The following is a 16,260-nucleotide window of genomic DNA, read 5'->3' as shown; positions in this document are numbered from 1 at the left end:
ATATATGGAGGAAAATATGGATATTAAAATTGGAACAAGAATAATAAGTGAAAATTCACCATGTTTTATAATAGCTGAATTATCAGCAAATCATAATCAAAATATAGATATTGCAAAACAAACTATAAAAGCAGCTAAAGAAAGTGGAGCAGATGCAATAAAACTACAAACTTATACTCCAGATACAATGACTATAGATTGTGATAATGAATATTTTAAGATAAAACAAGGCACAGTATGGGATGGAACAACTTTATATAAATTATATGAAAAGGCATATACACCTTGGCAGTGGCATAAAGAATTAAAAGAGTATGCACAAAGTTTAGGGTTAATATTTTTTTCTACACCTTTTGATAAAAGTGCTACGGATTTTTTAGAAGAATTAAATGTGGAAGTGTATAAAGTTGCCTCCTTTGAAATAACAGATATACCTCTTATAGAATATATAGCATCAAAGAAAAAACCAATGATAATATCTACAGGAATAGCCACCTTGGAAGATATAGAATTGGCAGTTAATACATGCAAAGAAGTAGGTAATGATGAAATAATTTTATTAAAATGTACTTCATCATATCCAGCAAAATTGGAAGATTCTAATTTATTAACAATATTAGATTTAAAAGAGAGATTTAATGTTATATCAGGACTGTCTGATCATAGCATGGAAATGGAAGTTCCCATAACAGCAGTAGCTTTGGGAGGAAAAGTAATAGAGAAACATTTTATATTAGATAGAAATATGGGAGGTCCAGACGCCAGCTTTTCCATGGAACCAGAAGAGTTTAAACAAATGGTTGATTCTATTAGAAAAGTGGAAAAAGCACTGGGAATAGTAGATTATGAGCTAACAGAGAAAAAAAAGAAAAATAGAGAATTCTCCAGATCATTATTTATAGTAAAAGATATGAAAGAAGGAGATATAATAACGAAAGATAATGTAAAATCTATTAGGCCAGGATTTGGAATGCATCCTAAATATTACAAATCTATTTTAGGTAAAAGAATAAAAGAAGATACGAAAAGAGGTACTCCATTAACTTTTGAAATAATAGAGTAAATAAAAAATTAATTTTACTAAAGAGCCCCTATACAGAAGTGTAATTTTATATTTCTGTGTAGAGGCTATTTAGAGTGTTTTCATATTTACTTGTTCTTTAGTTTATAATTTTAAATTCCTTTAATATTTTATTTTTTTCAGCTTTAGATTTTATTATTCCCACATTAAATTTAGTATGAAACTGGGTAGAGGTATTTTTATTATGAACTATAACCATATAATTTTTCTCATGTAAAATCTTGCACTTTAGATTTATAGCTGAGCTATGACCTCTAGGCATAACATATCTAAACCCACTTAAAAAATCTGATACATTGTAAACTAAAGCATAAAAAGGTGGAGATGGATACTTCCATAAACCTAGTTCGTCTTTATGAATATCATACACATAGCCATCTTGATTTAATATACATTCTATGGAATTATCAATATTTAACTTATGAAGCTGATCTATAAATGATGGAAGATACATATCATCACTATCTAATCTAACTAAATATAAATAATCATATCCTTTTATAAGCTTATATAGTAAATCATTATTTTTAGGAAGAAATACAATATTTTCTGGTAATTTATCATATTTGGATAAAGCATGCATAACTAAATCACTGCTTAAGGGATCGTAAGAAATTAAAGCTGTAAAATCTTGATTAGTTTGAGAAATTAAACTTTTATAAGTGTAATTCATAAAAACATCCATTCTATAATCTATCCATTCTTTTGTTAACCTGGGTGGTATCATATCTTTTTTCTTAAAAAAATCATCAAAGTCAAAGGAATTAAAAGGTATATTAATTATAATTTTTTTACTCATCAATTTACACCTGCTTTATTAAAAATAACTAAATATATATCTACCTTATATATTATGATTTGGGACTTTTTATGTGAATTACTTGATATAAGTAGATTTATGTAACATCTTAATTCTTAGGAACATATTATTTAATATCAAATGATAGGATTATTAAAAGAAAGGAGACTTATAGTGGAAAATAATAGGTTAGAATTAATAAATTATAAAAATAATAACTATAATAAGTCCTTAAATAATAAATTGCTAAAATTAATCTCAAATATGCCTGATAGCAATGGAAGTAGATATTTTAAAAAAATAGATAAAAATATTGGGATTGTAACAGATGAATTTATGTATAACTATTACAAAGATTCAGTGAGTCTTATATATATAAGTTCTCTCAAATACAAAGAAATTATAGAAAATAATAAAATAGATATGTTTTTGTTTGTAACTTGTTGGAGGGGTATGGAAGATAATGATTGGAGAGGTAGAAGAAAACAGGAGAGCATCATATCAAAAATTACTAGGTTATGTAAGTCTAAGAATATTCCCACCTTATTTCAAAGTATAGAAGATCCCAGTAATTATAATATTTTTATTAATATAGCTAAAGAATTTGATTATATTTTTACTACAGATAAAGATAAAATAGAAGATTACAAAAATGACTGTAATAATGAGAATGTTTATTTATCAATGTTTGGAGTGAATCCGTTATTTCATAATCCAATTGGTATAAAAAATAATAAAAAATTAAAAGAAGTGCTTTTTGCAGGAAGTTGGATGACAAAATATCCTCATAGATGTAATGATATGAAAAAAATATTTGATGGTGTTTTATCTTCTAATAGAGAATTAAATATAATAGATAGAAATTTTAATGAAAATGCTTATTTTTATCCAAAAGAATATATTCCATATACTAGTCCTGCTATTAATCACAAAGATTTGCAAAAAATACACAAACTTTATGACTGGATAGTAAATGTAAATAGTATAAAGTACAGTCCAACAATGTGTGCTATGAGATGTTATGAGGCTCAAGCCTTGGGAAATGCAATAATATCAAATTATAGTATAGCTGTAAATAATAACAATCCAAACATATTTATAGTACATGACAGCAATGAAGTAAAATATATTTTGGATAGTTTTAATGAAGAAGAAATTTATAAACATCAAATCTATGGAATAAGAAATGTAATGAGTGATAAGTGTGTATTTAATAGAATTGAAAATATGATTAAGAAAGTATATCCACATTTTTATATGAATTTAAACAAAAAAGTGTTAGTAGTAGCTAAAAAGATTACTCCAATTATAAAGGTCATGTTTGACAGACAAATTTATGAATATAAGTATTTAGTTGAAGAAGATAAAGCAAAAAAAATATACAATGAATATGATTTTATAGCTTTTTTTAAAGAAGATTATTTTTATGAAGAGTATTATCTACAAGATATGATAAATGGATTTAAATATACGGATAGTGATTATATAACTAAGGATAGTTATTATCGTAATAATCAAATTGTAGTAGGTATAGAACACAATTATGTAAATCAAATGAAGGATAAATACAAGACAGTATTTGATATAAAAGTATTTAATTTAGATTTTTTGCTTTCATTAAATAATTCCATATATTTAAACAATGGCTATTCAATAGACCATTTTGAATTAAATATGAAAGATAGTATAAGTAATAATGAAAGTGATTCAGTTATTAAAAAAATATATAACAACTTTAGAAATAAATTTAAAAGTAGGGATGCCAATACAAGTGATAATAAAGAAGATGTTGAGTTTTTGCAAGAAAATAAATATAAATTCTCTGTAATAGTTCCCATATATAACAATGGAAGATGTTTATTAAACAAATGTTTTAATAGTTTAAAAAGAAGTACCATGTTTAAGGATATGGAAATAGTTTTAATAGATGATGGATCCAGTGACAAAGATACATTAGTAATATTGGAGCGTTTAAATAGAGAAAATGAAAACATAAAACTGTACAAGTTTAATGATATATCAAGTGGAAGTGCTTCAAGACCTAGAAATAAAGGCATAGAGATTTCTACTACAGATTATATTACATTTCTAGATCCAGATAATGAGGCAGTAAATGATGGATATGCAAAATTATATAAAAAAATTGTAAACTCAGACTATGATTTGGTATTAGGAAATATGTTGAAAGTGGGAAATAAAGAAAATGTAATGAAAAATAGAAGAACTAAAATAATAGAAAATCCAAGACAATATGAAATTAATAATAAATTCCCTGTTAATAGTATTCAGGCAATTATGATTAGAAAAAATTTCATTTTAGAAAATAATTTAAAAATGGTAAATGGTGCAATAGGTCAAGATACATTATTTTTTATAGAGCTAATGTTAAATGCAAAGAGAATAAAAATTATAGAAGATATAATTCACATTTATTATGCTGCTGTTACAACATCAATAACAAATAATAAAAGTATAAGTTTTTTTGAAAAGTCTCTTTTGTTGGAGAAAGAAATGGCTATTAGATTAGATAGTTATGGAGTAAAAAAAGAGTATATATATGGAAAATTGGAATACTTTTATAAAAATTGGTATATGTCAAAATTGAAAAATGCAGATAAAAGTATGGTGATAGAAATTACAAGAATAATGTTAGAAATTTTAAATGCATATAATTATATGAATATTCAAGATAAGTATATAAAGGATTTTGTAGAATGTGCTAAGGCTGAAAAGTATGATGAAATAGAAAAAATTTATTTTTAGACAAAATAATAATAAATAATAAGTTATTTGACAAAAAAAGTGTCAAATACTAACATACTTTCATAGTATATACGAGAGATAGGAATCTTATGAAAAGATTTGTCTCATTATAAGAGTATTGGAGGAAAGAAAATGGCACAAATAAAATGTACTGATAATTTGACGTTGGATTTTTCAGCAACTTATGTAGTACCAGCTTCTTTTGGATTAGTTGAAGCATCACAGTTTTCCATAGCAGTATCAACAGATTCACTTATAGTATATAAAGATATAGTAGATTACCCTGTTCCAGCTGGTGAACCGGTAATAGGTCCATGCGGAGGAACTATTGATAATGTAGTTCTTAAATTAGGGCAAGTAAAAGTTTCTGGTTCAATTGTTTATAGAGTAGCAGCAAATGGAATCCAGTCAGATCCATTAATAATACCAGATGATTTAAAAGATAAAGTAAACGTGGAGGATAATATATGGTCAAGTGCTGATGGATTTGTAGATGTAATGGATGGAGCAAATAATTATATGACCGTTGCATTTGTTTTACCAGAAGAAGAAATAGATCCAAGTTTATTAACAGTAACTTTAAAATCACTTGTACTAGGCTCAACATATATTGAAGAACGTTCAAATAATAGAATTGTTACCTTAGAAGGACAGTTTGAATTAGGATATGGACTAATTTAGTCCAATAAGAACGAACTAACTTGATGTTTGACTTTTTAAAGAAATATTTTGGGAAAAATAAGAGCCGAGATGAAATTAATTATGAGAATAAACAAGAGGAAAATAATCTAGAAAACAAAGAGGTAATCTCCCAAGGAGAAAACTCTTTTGAACAAGATTTTGAAATAAAAGATTTTAAAGGACCTAAATATATTTTAAAGGAGGATGCTGAAATTATGGCACAATCATTACCATTCCCATGTGATCATGTAAATTATTTACCACAGACTATCCTAAAAGTAAGAAAAGACCTTGTTACAGATCCAGATGGATTATCAATATATATAAATTTAGCACACTGGGACCAATTTAAAGTAATGGAAGAAACTTTTACTTACCAAGTAGAAGTAAATGACCCATGTGGAGGACCAGGAACAATAACAGGTGAAACTTTACTAAAAGAAATAGTATTAGTAGCAGAACTTCATTATTCAGTTTTAATATATGATAATATAACAAAAATTAAGGTATACGATGGAGAAGTAGAAGCAAGAACTGGATTTTGTTTATATAAAATAGTACCATTTGACGAGGAAGTAATTGTTAATGAGGACGATTTTGAAGCAGAGTTTGATACAACTTTAACTAGATTACCAGACTTAGATGGCGTAGATTATTATTTATATAAAGTTGAGGGAACAGTTAAAATAGTAGAAAAACCATAATAATTATAATAAATATTTTAGGAGCTATGGCTAAAAAGAGCCATAGCTCTTTTGTTATATAGTTATAAATTTGATATAATCTTGTAAATTAAGATTTACATTTCTTAAGAAGTTATATTCATCATCAGAATAAAAAATAAAGTTGTTTCTAGATATACAGCTACTAGATAAATCATCATTATAAGACAAAAATGAAAGAAAAGTTTTTGTAAAGAAAAGAGTATCTTTGTAAATTTTTCTTACATAAGAGTCTTTATTATCGCAGATTTTTAACTCTAATTCATTGTTATTAACTTCATATATTTGGCTTTTACCTATTATATGAAGATTAGAGTAAGAAAGTATATTTACATAATCACGAATATAATTAGGACCATAGTAGTTACTAGAGTATAACAAAGCATAATTTGTAATATTATGTTTTAAATTATAAATGTATTCAAATAAATGATTAATATCTTTTTCATTTGTATAAAAATTATAATAAAGATTTTTAATATTTAAGAAATCCTTGCAATCTTCCCAATTAATTTTTTTATTAATAAATAAGTAAGTATATGAAGGAGTATAATATTGATTTATTAGATTTTTATAAATGTTTTTTATGTGAGAAGAATCTTCTACAACGCAAATTACAGCTACATTAATAGAATATGTTTTATTATAATTTAAATTTGTAATATTAAATACTTCCATTAATCTATTTGCATAAGTATGATTCTCCAAAATATATCTTTGACTTTCTTTTGCTTTTTTTTCATAAACAGAACTATTTTCTAATATATCTTGCAATAAATATTTTGTTTCATCTGGGCTATTTGATATAAAAACATAATCTTTAAAATTATGAACTATACCTTTTGAATATGAGGATAGTAGTAAAGTTTTGCAAGCTAGGATTTCATAAACCCTTCTAGAAACCATATAAGAACTATCATGAATGGAATTAACATTTAAAAAAACAGTATAGTTCTTGTAAGCTTCAACCATATATTTATAGTCCAATCTTCCAACAATATTGTCTAAATACTCCTTTGGCCAATATTTATCTAAAAACTCAAACATGGACCTTTGGTGAAAATTCCTGTCATAAATATGAATATTATAGTCTAAAGCAGGTTTTAGAATATATTCAAAATCCTTTAATCTATTGTCGTGCTTATTACTATACCAACCTCCAGCAAAAGCAACATCACCTAGTTTATATTTATTTTTGTTAATAGAATTGTGAATTTTAGGTTGTGCTGCAAAGGAAAGAGGATATACATTAGGGTGATTACATAGCTCTATTTGAGAAGGAATTATATTTTCATCTGATACAAAAACATAATCAAAAATAGCACTGGATTTTTCAAAATAAAAAAGATTTACAAGACCTTCTTTGTTAAAAAAAACTGTAGGAATTTTTTTAGTGTTACAATAAGTGACTAATTCTAAAAGAGTATCATCTAACTTTTCTTCACAGGCAATTTTTCCAATCCAAGTTTTACAAACTCCATACCAAGCAGACTCTACAAATAAAAAATCTGGTTGAAACTCTTCTATTTGATTTTTCCATGTCATAGACTTAAGTTGAAGTAAGTTGCATTCTGGAGAAAAACATTCATAAGTAAACTCATCTAAAATACACGCCATTTTTATATTAAATGTTGGAGAAGATGAATCTTTTATTATTGGCATATTTTCAATATCATTTATAAAATCATTTACAATAGAAGAATTTTCGTAGGTATTTTCCTCAAATACAATAGGTAGTTCTAATATATTTAAATTAAAGTTCATATCTTCTTTTAAATCAACATCTATTTCAATCTTTGTTACATCTTTATTATCAAACTTATAAGATTGGTTTAAATATAATAATATATTTTCTATTTCATTATTATTGCAATAAAGCTTTATATTAATTAATGAAAGGTTCTCGTTTTTGTTTCCACCAAATATAATTTGGTACTGATTAAATAATTTAACATTATTTATGACATGGTGAGTAATAAGATTTTTTTTGTCATATTTATAAGAATAAATAAGTTTATTTGCAGATTTAAATTTCATAATACACCTCTTTCATAATAACACCAAAAAGTGACAAAACACAGTAACTAAATACAAAAATACTCATATTATACTAATAGAGATTAATATATTCTCTAATCTATATAAGAAGGAGGATTAATAATGAATTGTATAGACAATATAACATTACCATTTAGTATAACTATAAATGTTCCAGAAGGATTTTACTATAATGATGAAAATCAACTTTCTGTAGCAGTATCAACTGATGATTTAAATATATATGTAGCAGAAGAAACTTTTATTACAAGTGATATAAAAAATCCATGTACAGGAGAATCTATTCCTGATGTAAAAGTGTATCTTGAAGAAATAAGAATGTCAGGAAGCTTAGCTTTTAGAATGGCTTTAAATGCATTAGTAAGTAGTTATAATTTTATGTTAGGAAGTCAAAGTACAGTAAATGGTGATGGATGGTCTTCAGCAGATGGTTTTGTACAAATTAAAGTAGTAGATGAAGGTGTGCTAAAGGACTATATAGTACTTGGCTATGTAAATCCACAAGATCCACAGCCAATACCAACAAGAGAGGATATTTCAGTAGTTCTTGATAACTACGATGTAATTGAACATACAATAGGAAATGAAAAAGTACTGGAGTTAACAGGAGAGTTTTCTTTTGTATTATCAGCATAAAGGAAAGTAAATATGATTAAAAATATATGCGTTATAGGCTTGGGATATATAGGACTTCCAACAGCCACCATGTTTTCTTTATATGGCCATAAGGTTGTAGGAGTAGACACAAACAAAGAAGTAATCGAAAAACTAAATGATGGAAAAATAATGATAGAAGAATATAATTTAGAGCAACTAACAAACTATGCAGTGAAAGAAGGTAAATTAGTAGGAAGCGCTATTCCTAGAGAGGCAGATGTATTTATAATAGCAGTACCCACACCAATAGAAGAAGATAAAAGTGCAGATATGAAGTATGTTATTTCTGCAACTAAATCAATTCTAAAATATTTGAAAGTAGGTAATGTAGTTGTTTTAGAATCCACATCTCCTGTGGGTACTACAGAAGAAGTTATAAAACCTATAATAGAAGAAAGTGGATTTAAAGTAGGTAGTGAAATATTCCTTGGGTATTCACCAGAACGTGTAATACCAGGAAATATAGTTTATGAATTGAAAAATAACGACAGAGTCATAGGTGGAGTAAATGAAAAGTCTGCAAAAGAGATAGAAAAAATATATAAAACCATTGTGAATGGAAATATATATTTAACTGATTGTAAAACTGCTGAGATCTGCAAGTTAATGGAAAATACCTATAGAGATGTGAATATAGCTTTAGCAAATGAATTAATGTTGATTTGTGATAAGTTAGGTATAAATGCATGGGAAGTAATAGAATACAGTAATAAACATCCTAGAGTAAATTTACACATGCCAGGTCCTGGTGTGGGAGGACACTGTTTAGCTGTAGATCCTTGGTTCATTGTGGAAAAGGAACCCCATGTTTCTAAAATAATAAAATCGTCAAGACAATTAAACGATTTTATGCCTACTTATGTGTATGAATCAGTTGATAAACTTCTAAATGACAAAAAAGATAAAAATGTGACTATTTTAGGAATAACGTACAAGGCTAATATTGATGATATAAGAGAAAGCCCTATAATAAAATTAATAGATTTATTACTTGAAAGTAATTACACAGTAAAAGTATTTGATCCTTTTGTTAAAGATTTTTACTTAAACGAAAACAATATTATTTCTGCCTGCAAGGAGAGTGATTTACTAATTCTTGGAGTAAATCATGATTGTTTTAAAATTCTTCCTTTAGATGAAATAAAAAAAGAAATGAGAGGAAATCTAATGCTAGATACTAGAAATTATTTAAATAAAGAAGAAATAGAAAGAAAAGGCTTTGTGTATAGGCTTTTAGGGTGTAAATATAATGAAAAGACTACTTCTTAAGGAAGTAGTCTTTTTTTGTTTATATAATTATTAATATTGAAATACATTAATTTTATAAAATTAATATTTTGACGAAAGATTGTAACAAAATAGCCAATAAAATCATATTTTAAAGTAAATAAGCAAGGAGCTTATTAAATATCAAAAAGGAGAAGATATTATGTCTGAAAATACAAATCTCTCTAGATTATTTGGCGGTTTTGATTGTGGATGTTTTGGAGGATGGCTATTACCATTAATAGTTATATTCTTAATATTTATGGTTGGAGACGATTTACTAGATTTCATATGCTGTGAAGACTCAGCAATAATATGGATAATATTAATCGTAATGTTAATATTCTTCCTACAAGAAGATGACTGCTGCTGCTAATTAAACAAAAAGCTATGAAGAGGAGATTTATATCTCCGATTCATAGCTTTTATTTTTCAATCATATTATATAATAGAAGAGTTTTGCCAATTATCATCTAGTGTACTTACATAAGCTAGGTAATCTCTTTTATGGTAAAGGGAGGTAATTACAATGAATAGTAGTTTGACTAGAATGTTTGAGAGTTTGGGAGGAACAGGCTGGTGGATAATAGTCCTATTTTTTCTATTTTTAGCTTTTCAAGAATGTTGGGCTGAGATCTGTATAACAGACTGGATCCCATTCTTAATTTTACTACTAATTGTTTGCTCTTGTGGCGTTGGTGATAATGATTGTGGCTGTATTGAAAATAATATGGACTATAATTGCAATTGCTAATTAAAGAGTAAAAGTAATACCTAGTTTAAGGTGGGCTACTGCATAGATATAATATAATCTTTAGCAGTAGTTCATCATAAATTAAAAGTGTTAACAAAAATATGAAAATTTTTATTTAATTCTAAGATAAAAAAGATTATCACAAATAATTAAATTTGCATATTATATGTTAAGAGCGAGAGCTCGAGAAATATAATAAAAAAATATATATCAACAGGAGGTATACAACAATGTTAGACAGATTATTTGGAGATGATGGATTCTTTGGAGCAGGAGCTTGGTGGATAATAGTACTATTCTTCTTATTCTTAGCTTTTGGAGATTCTTGGTGTGATATAAATATAATGGATTGGATACCATTCTTAATCATACTATTAATACTTTGCAGTTGTGGTGACTGCTTCTAGACTAATCAACTAATAAATCATAATAAGTAGGGGGACAAAATAATGTTAGATAGACTATTTGGTGGCTGTGGATGCGATGAAGGAATGTTTGGAGGCTGGTGGATAATAGTATTATTCTTCTTATTCTTAGCATTCCAAGATTGCTGGTCAGACATAGATATTTGTGCTTGGATACCATTTTTAATTTTATTATTAATAACAGTTAGCTGTGGTGGATTTTTAGACGACGATTGCTAATTTAATCAAATTTATAGTTAATAGAAAAAATAAATAGATAAATAAGGATTAGCGTTAACTTATATTTTATAAGTTGGCGCTAATTTTTTGTGAATAAAATAGCAAAATTGTTAAGATTCAGTTGTATGAAAATGTATAAAGAAATATAATTAAGATAAGTACATAATAATTAATTTTAACATAAAACTTTTATTGAAAAAATTAGGGGGTACTTCATTATGAACAATGATTCGTTAAAAGAAATGGGCTTTGCAACTAAGGCAATTCATGCAGGAACTACAGAAAACACACCAGGAACATTAGCAACTCCAATCTATCAAACATCAACATTTTATTTTGATTCTGCCGAGCAAGGTGGTAGAAGATTTGCAGGAGAAGAAGGTGGATATATTTATTCACGACTTGGAAATCCAACAACAAAGGTCTTAGAAGATAAAATAGCCATGTTAGAAGGTGGTCAGGCAGCCGCTGCCATGTCTTCAGGAATGGGAGCCATATCTTCAGCTTTATGGACACTTTTGAAAGCAGGAGATCATGTGGTAGCATCAAACACTTTATATGGATGCACTTTTGCACTACTTAATCATGGATTAACTAGATATGGTGTGGAAGTTGATTTTGTTGATATTTCAGATCCGGAAAATATTAGAAAAGCAATGAAGAAAAATACAAAGGTAGTTTATCTAGAAACTCCAGCAAATCCAACTATGTTAATTACAGATATACAAGCAGTAAGTAAGATTGCTCATGAAGTAGAGGGATGCCAGGTCATGGTGGATAATACTTTCTGCTCACCTTATTTACAAAGACCACTTGAACTTGGAGCGGACATAGTGGTTCACTCTGCAACAAAATATATAAATGGACATGGTGATGTTATAGCAGGTGTAGTTGTAGGTAGAGAAGATTATATAACTCAAGTAAAAATGTTTGGTATAAAAGATATGACAGGAAGTGTATTAAGTCCTAATGATGCCTTTTTAATGATAAGAGGAATGAAAACACTTCAAATAAGAATGGATAGACATTGTTCCAATGCTATGGAAGTTGCAAAATTCTTAGAATCACACCCTGTAGTAGAGAAAGTTTACTACCCAGGACTTGAAAGTTTTGAAGGTCATGAATTAGCTAAAAAGCAAATGAGTCAGTTCGGAGGAATAATGGCATTTGAAGTAAAAGGTGGAGTAGAAGCTGGTAAGAAATTAATGAATAGTCTTCATCTTTGTATATTGGCAGTAAGTTTGGGAGATGCAGAAACTCTAGTAGAGCATGCAGCCTCTATGACACATTCGCCATATTCTAAGGAAGAAAGAGAAGCAGCAGGAATAAGTGACGGTTTAGTTAGAATTTCTGTTGGTTTGGAAGATGTAAAAGACATTATAGATGATTTAAAACAAGGTCTAGATCAACTGTTATAAAGTTTCTTAGATTTTGATTAATATATTAAAGATAAAAGCTACCCAGATGTAATTTTTGGGTAGCTTTTACTATTGTACATGAGCGTTTTAGTTAAAATAATATGGGTATTTTAATATATATGTGAAAAATAGGGTATTTATTATCTTTATTTTTTGCAAAATAAGAAAAATACAAGTAAAATAAGTAAGTAGACGTTTTACATACACAAAATTCATCAGGAGGATGGCAATGAGAAAAATAGACATAAATAAACTACAAGAAGAAGTTAGTAGATGTTTGCTTTGTAAAAAGCCAAGATGTAAGGCAAATTGTCCTGTGGAAACGCCAATTCCAGAAATAATAGAACTTTACAAAGCTGGAAATATGGAAGAGGCTGGACGAATTTTATTTGAGAATAATCCTTTATCAGCAGTGTGTGGAGTTATATGCCCTCATGAAGACCAATGTTTAGGAAATTGTATTAAAGGAATAAAGGATAAACCAGTGCAATTTCATGAGCTAGAAACTCATATATCTAGTGAATATTTAAAAAATGCAAAATTTACACAAGATAAAAAACTAGAAGATAGAATAGCAATAGTAGGTTCAGGACCTGCAGGAATTACCTTAGCATTTAATTTAGCTAAAAGAGGATACAAAATTACTATATTTGAGAAAAATGAAGCCATAGGTGGAGTACTTAGATATGGAATACCTGATTTTAGATTATCTAGAGATGTATTAGATAATATAGAAAAAAGACTATTAGATTTGAATGTGAAAATTAGATACAATGCTTTAGTTGGTCCGGTTTTAACTATAGACAAATTGTTAGAAGATGGATATAAGGCTATATTTATAGGTACTGGAGTATGGAACCCAAAACCACTTAGAATAAAGGGCGAAAGTTTGGGTAATGTTCATTACGCTATTAACTATCTAAAATCACCAAAGTCATTTAGATTAGGTGATAAAGTTATAGTTATAGGAGCTGGAAATGTGGCAATGGATGCAGCTAGAACTGCAAAGTACTATGGTGCAAAAGAAGTTACTGTTGCTTATAGAAAAGATTTTCAACATATGACAGCTACAAATGCAGAAATAGAGGATGCAAAAGAAGAAGGCGTTAAATTTGAATTATTCAAGGCTCCTGTAGAAATAGTAGACGAAGGTGTTGTATTTATTGATACAAAGTTTGTTGAAGAAGATGGAAAAGTTAAAATGATCAATGTGGAAAATTCACAAAAGCTAATGGAAGCTGATTCTGTAATAATTGCAGTTAGTCAAATTCCAAAAAACAATATTGTTTCAAATACAGAAAATATAGAAACAAATAAACATGGTTTAATTATTATAGATGATATAGGGCATACAACAAAAGAAGGTGTTTTTGCATGCGGTGACGTGGTTACAGGAGCAAAAACAGTAGTAGAAGCTGTGGCTCATGGTAAAAAAGTAGCCGATTCTATTGATGAGTATTGCAAAGGTATAATATAAATATTTGAATAGACTATGATATGTAAGTTTAACTTATGTATCATAGTTTTTAGTATATACTCAATAGACTCTATATATCACTATTTTTTCAGTGATATATAGAGTCTATTTTTGTTTTTTGTGAATTAAATTATAAAATAAAGACCAAAATTAAGTTAAAGTGAAATTATTTGTAACATAAATAATATATATAAATATAATGAGAAAAAGGAGTGAGTAATTTGGCAGATGATAGGCATGTAGATGAAATACTACAAAATTTTACACAGTTTTTTGGCGGGTTAGCTGAAGTGTTTCCACCAAAAGATTCCTATGAAATCTATAGAGATAAAGCCAGGTCTACACAAAATCAAGAAGAAGCACTTAATTTTATGAATAAATCAGTTTCAGAAGCACAAAAAATGATTTCTCAAAATATACTTACTGAATCAGATGGTGGGTTATGGTTAAATAAAAATGCCAGACCTTATATAATGATGAAAAAAGAACTGGCAGATATGTACGTTTATTTTAAATTAATTGATGACGCTATTAAGGAATATTTTCATATTTTAGACTTGGATGCTTTTGATAATCTTAATATTAGAGGAAACTTGGCAACTTTACTTCTTAATGAAAACAGATATGAAGATTTTGAAAAGTTAATCAGTAACTATTGGTAAAATAATTAATAAAAACTAGTCCTTTAGGGGACTATTTTTTATTGTTAAAAAAATACAACAAAAGCAAATTATATACTGATTAAAAGGTTACAAAAGGGTAAAAAAGAGATTTTTTTTAAAAAAACTAATGATTGTTAAATGTGTTGAAAATACTGATGTTCAGCTGTGGAAAATAAGAGTTTTTATTCAATAATGTTACTGATTTGTAAATTTTTTGCTTTATAACCCTTTAAAAAGTTACAGAAATGTAATATAATGTATATATAAAGTTACAGACAAAACAGAGACAGAAAGAATTTTTAATGTGAAATAGAGTCCTGAAAATTAATATAGGGGGAAGATATATGTTTAAAAAAACTTTAAAAGCCACAGCACTTTTATCGTCATTAGCGATAATGTTAGGTATGGCTAAGCCTATAAATGTTGATGCAGCGACTACTTATGTAATGGCAACGGGAAGTGTAAATGTGAGAAATGGAGCATCAACTAAATATAAAGCAATAGATAAACTTAAAAGAGGTAAAGTAGTAAAAGTATTATCTTCAAAAAGTGGATGGTACAAAGTACAACTATCTGGTAACGAAACTGGATGGTCTAGCAAAAAATACTTAACAACTACAAATGCTACAGTAAAATCTACTGTAAACGTGAGAAGTGGAGCATCAACTAAATATAAAGCAATAGATAAACTTAGCAAGGGAGAAAATGTAAAAGTATTATCTTCTTCAGGCAATTGGTACAAAGTACAATTTGATGGAAATGAGATTGGATGGTCTCACAAAAATTATATAAATAAAACAAGTTCATCAAGTTTATCAAATTCGTCAGGCTCATCAATGAATGTTGCAAAGAAACTTACTGTTAAAGCTTATGCATATACAGGAGGAGGATACACAGCAACAGGAACAAAAGCTAAGTATGGAACATTAGCTGTAGATCCAAAAGTAATTCCTTATGGAACTAAGGTTTATATAAAAGAATTAGATAAAGTTTTCACTGCTGAAGATTGTGGTGGTGGAATAAAAGGAAATAAAGTAGATATATATATGAACTCACAGTCTGATTGCAGAAACTGGGGATCTAGAACGATAACATTACAAATATTAAAGTAATATAAAAAGAGTAAGGCATATGTGCTGAAACCTAATAAAATTTACATTTTACAGGTTTTTCAATAAGAGTATGTAAGTAGTTTTTTACTTTATAAGTCAGGTAGATAAAATTAATCTACCTGACTTTTTGAGTCTGGAAACATAATTGTGTATTCTTCAAAAAAAA

16 protein-coding genes are annotated in these 16,260 nt (G+C 27.7%); 14 read left to right on the top strand and 2 right to left on the bottom strand.

The window, feature by feature from the left end; genetic code table 11:
- Positions 1–16 precede the first annotated feature (16 nt).
- Positions 17–1,063 (top strand): pseudaminic acid synthase, encoded by a 1,047-nt coding sequence (pseI, locus tag TVTCOM_RS16905; RefSeq protein WP_434797422.1) that lies wholly within the window; start codon positions 17–19, stop codon positions 1,061–1,063.
- A 97-nt stretch (positions 1,064–1,160) separates the two neighbouring features.
- On the opposite strand, the gene TVTCOM_RS16900 is transcribed toward pseI, so the two are convergent.
- Positions 1,161–1,880, bottom strand: coding sequence for a hypothetical protein (locus TVTCOM_RS16900; RefSeq protein WP_434797421.1), 720 nt, complete (start codon positions 1,878–1,880; stop codon positions 1,161–1,163).
- A gap of 174 nt (positions 1,881–2,054) precedes the next feature.
- Here TVTCOM_RS16900 and TVTCOM_RS16895 point away from each other — a divergent pair, with 174 nt between their 5' ends.
- The 3 genes from TVTCOM_RS16895 to TVTCOM_RS16885 all read left to right on the top strand — a co-directional run bounded on the left by TVTCOM_RS16895 (position 2,055) and on the right by TVTCOM_RS16885 (position 6,028).
- Complete coding sequence (locus tag TVTCOM_RS16895; protein WP_434797420.1) at positions 2,055–4,643, top strand: glycosyltransferase; 2,589 nt, start codon at positions 2,055–2,057, stop codon at positions 4,641–4,643.
- Positions 4,644–4,775: 132 nt separating this feature from the next.
- Positions 4,776–5,324: a hypothetical protein gene (locus TVTCOM_RS16890; protein WP_434797419.1), complete on the top strand. Its 549-nt coding sequence runs from the start codon at positions 4,776–4,778 to the stop codon at positions 5,322–5,324.
- A 23-nt stretch (positions 5,325–5,347) separates the two neighbouring features.
- Positions 5,348–6,028 (top strand): hypothetical protein, encoded by a 681-nt coding sequence (locus TVTCOM_RS16885; protein ID WP_434797418.1) that lies wholly within the window; start codon positions 5,348–5,350, stop codon positions 6,026–6,028.
- 54 nt (positions 6,029–6,082) lie between these two features.
- On the opposite strand, the gene TVTCOM_RS16880 is transcribed toward TVTCOM_RS16885, so the two are convergent.
- Positions 6,083–8,083 (bottom strand): CgeB family protein, encoded by a 2,001-nt coding sequence (locus tag TVTCOM_RS16880; RefSeq protein ID WP_434797417.1) that lies wholly within the window; start codon positions 8,081–8,083, stop codon positions 6,083–6,085.
- A 123-nt stretch (positions 8,084–8,206) separates the two neighbouring features.
- Here TVTCOM_RS16880 and TVTCOM_RS16875 point away from each other — a divergent pair, with 123 nt between their 5' ends.
- From TVTCOM_RS16875 to TVTCOM_RS16830, 10 genes are all read left to right on the top strand, one after another.
- A complete protein-coding gene (locus tag TVTCOM_RS16875) occupies positions 8,207–8,740 on the top strand; it encodes a hypothetical protein (RefSeq protein WP_434797416.1) in 534 nt (177 codons plus the stop codon).
- A 12-nt stretch (positions 8,741–8,752) separates the two neighbouring features.
- Positions 8,753–10,030 carry a nucleotide sugar dehydrogenase gene (locus TVTCOM_RS16870; protein WP_434797415.1) on the top strand — a complete coding sequence of 426 codons (1,278 nt, stop codon included), beginning with the start codon at positions 8,753–8,755 and terminating at the stop codon, positions 10,028–10,030.
- A gap of 160 nt (positions 10,031–10,190) precedes the next feature.
- Positions 10,191–10,403, top strand: coding sequence for a hypothetical protein (locus TVTCOM_RS16865; RefSeq protein ID WP_434797414.1), 213 nt, complete (start codon positions 10,191–10,193; stop codon positions 10,401–10,403).
- 153 nt (positions 10,404–10,556) lie between these two features.
- Positions 10,557–10,781 carry a hypothetical protein gene (locus TVTCOM_RS16860; RefSeq protein ID WP_434797413.1) on the top strand — a complete coding sequence of 75 codons (225 nt, stop codon included), beginning with the start codon at positions 10,557–10,559 and terminating at the stop codon, positions 10,779–10,781.
- 230 nt (positions 10,782–11,011) lie between these two features.
- Positions 11,012–11,188, top strand: coding sequence for a hypothetical protein (locus TVTCOM_RS16855; protein ID WP_228108086.1), 177 nt, complete (start codon positions 11,012–11,014; stop codon positions 11,186–11,188).
- Positions 11,189–11,230: 42 nt separating this feature from the next.
- Entirely contained in the window at positions 11,231–11,425 is a 195-nt protein-coding gene (locus TVTCOM_RS16850; RefSeq protein WP_434797412.1) for a hypothetical protein, read from the top strand.
- A 218-nt stretch (positions 11,426–11,643) separates the two neighbouring features.
- Complete coding sequence (gene megL / locus TVTCOM_RS16845; RefSeq protein WP_434797411.1) at positions 11,644–12,843, top strand: methionine gamma-lyase; 1,200 nt, start codon at positions 11,644–11,646, stop codon at positions 12,841–12,843.
- A gap of 229 nt (positions 12,844–13,072) precedes the next feature.
- Positions 13,073–14,320, top strand: a complete 1,248-nt coding sequence (locus TVTCOM_RS16840) for an NAD(P)-dependent oxidoreductase (RefSeq protein WP_434797410.1) — start codon at positions 13,073–13,075, stop codon at positions 14,318–14,320.
- Between the two features lie 221 nt (positions 14,321–14,541).
- Entirely contained in the window at positions 14,542–14,982 is a 441-nt protein-coding gene (locus tag TVTCOM_RS16835; protein ID WP_434797409.1) for a hypothetical protein, read from the top strand.
- A gap of 344 nt (positions 14,983–15,326) precedes the next feature.
- The gene (locus TVTCOM_RS16830) at positions 15,327–16,094 is read left to right on the top strand and encodes an SH3 domain-containing protein (protein WP_434797408.1); all 768 of its coding nucleotides are present in this window, start codon (positions 15,327–15,329) and stop codon (positions 16,092–16,094) included.
- Positions 16,095–16,260: the final 166 nt, after the last annotated feature.

The organism is Terrisporobacter vanillatitrophus (assembly GCF_051148895.1).
Classification (GTDB): Bacteria; Bacillota; Clostridia; order Peptostreptococcales; family Peptostreptococcaceae; genus Terrisporobacter; species Terrisporobacter vanillatitrophus.
This window is presented reverse-complemented; position numbering and strand designations above follow the sequence as displayed.

Coding starts and splice junctions, on each gene's coding strand:
- megL (WP_434797411.1), top strand. CDS start 11,644: ATGAACAATGATTCGTTAAAAGAAATGGGCTTTGCAACTAAGGCAATT.
- TVTCOM_RS16830 (WP_434797408.1), top strand. CDS start 15,327: ATGTTTAAAAAAACTTTAAAAGCCACAGCACTTTTATCGTCATTAGCG.
- TVTCOM_RS16840 (WP_434797410.1), top strand. CDS start 13,073: ATGAGAAAAATAGACATAAATAAACTACAAGAAGAAGTTAGTAGATGT.
- TVTCOM_RS16885 (WP_434797418.1), top strand. CDS start 5,348: ATGTTTGACTTTTTAAAGAAATATTTTGGGAAAAATAAGAGCCGAGAT.
- TVTCOM_RS16860 (WP_434797413.1), top strand. CDS start 10,557: ATGAATAGTAGTTTGACTAGAATGTTTGAGAGTTTGGGAGGAACAGGC.
- TVTCOM_RS16900 (WP_434797421.1), bottom strand. CDS start 1,880: ATGAGTAAAAAAATTATAATTAATATACCTTTTAATTCCTTTGACTTT.
- TVTCOM_RS16855 (WP_228108086.1), top strand. CDS start 11,012: ATGTTAGACAGATTATTTGGAGATGATGGATTCTTTGGAGCAGGAGCT.
- TVTCOM_RS16865 (WP_434797414.1), top strand. CDS start 10,191: ATGTCTGAAAATACAAATCTCTCTAGATTATTTGGCGGTTTTGATTGT.
- pseI (WP_434797422.1), top strand. CDS start 17: ATGGATATTAAAATTGGAACAAGAATAATAAGTGAAAATTCACCATGT.
- TVTCOM_RS16850 (WP_434797412.1), top strand. CDS start 11,231: ATGTTAGATAGACTATTTGGTGGCTGTGGATGCGATGAAGGAATGTTT.
- TVTCOM_RS16870 (WP_434797415.1), top strand. CDS start 8,753: ATGATTAAAAATATATGCGTTATAGGCTTGGGATATATAGGACTTCCA.
- TVTCOM_RS16875 (WP_434797416.1), top strand. CDS start 8,207: ATGAATTGTATAGACAATATAACATTACCATTTAGTATAACTATAAAT.
- TVTCOM_RS16880 (WP_434797417.1), bottom strand. CDS start 8,083: ATGAAATTTAAATCTGCAAATAAACTTATTTATTCTTATAAATATGAC.
- TVTCOM_RS16890 (WP_434797419.1), top strand. CDS start 4,776: ATGGCACAAATAAAATGTACTGATAATTTGACGTTGGATTTTTCAGCA.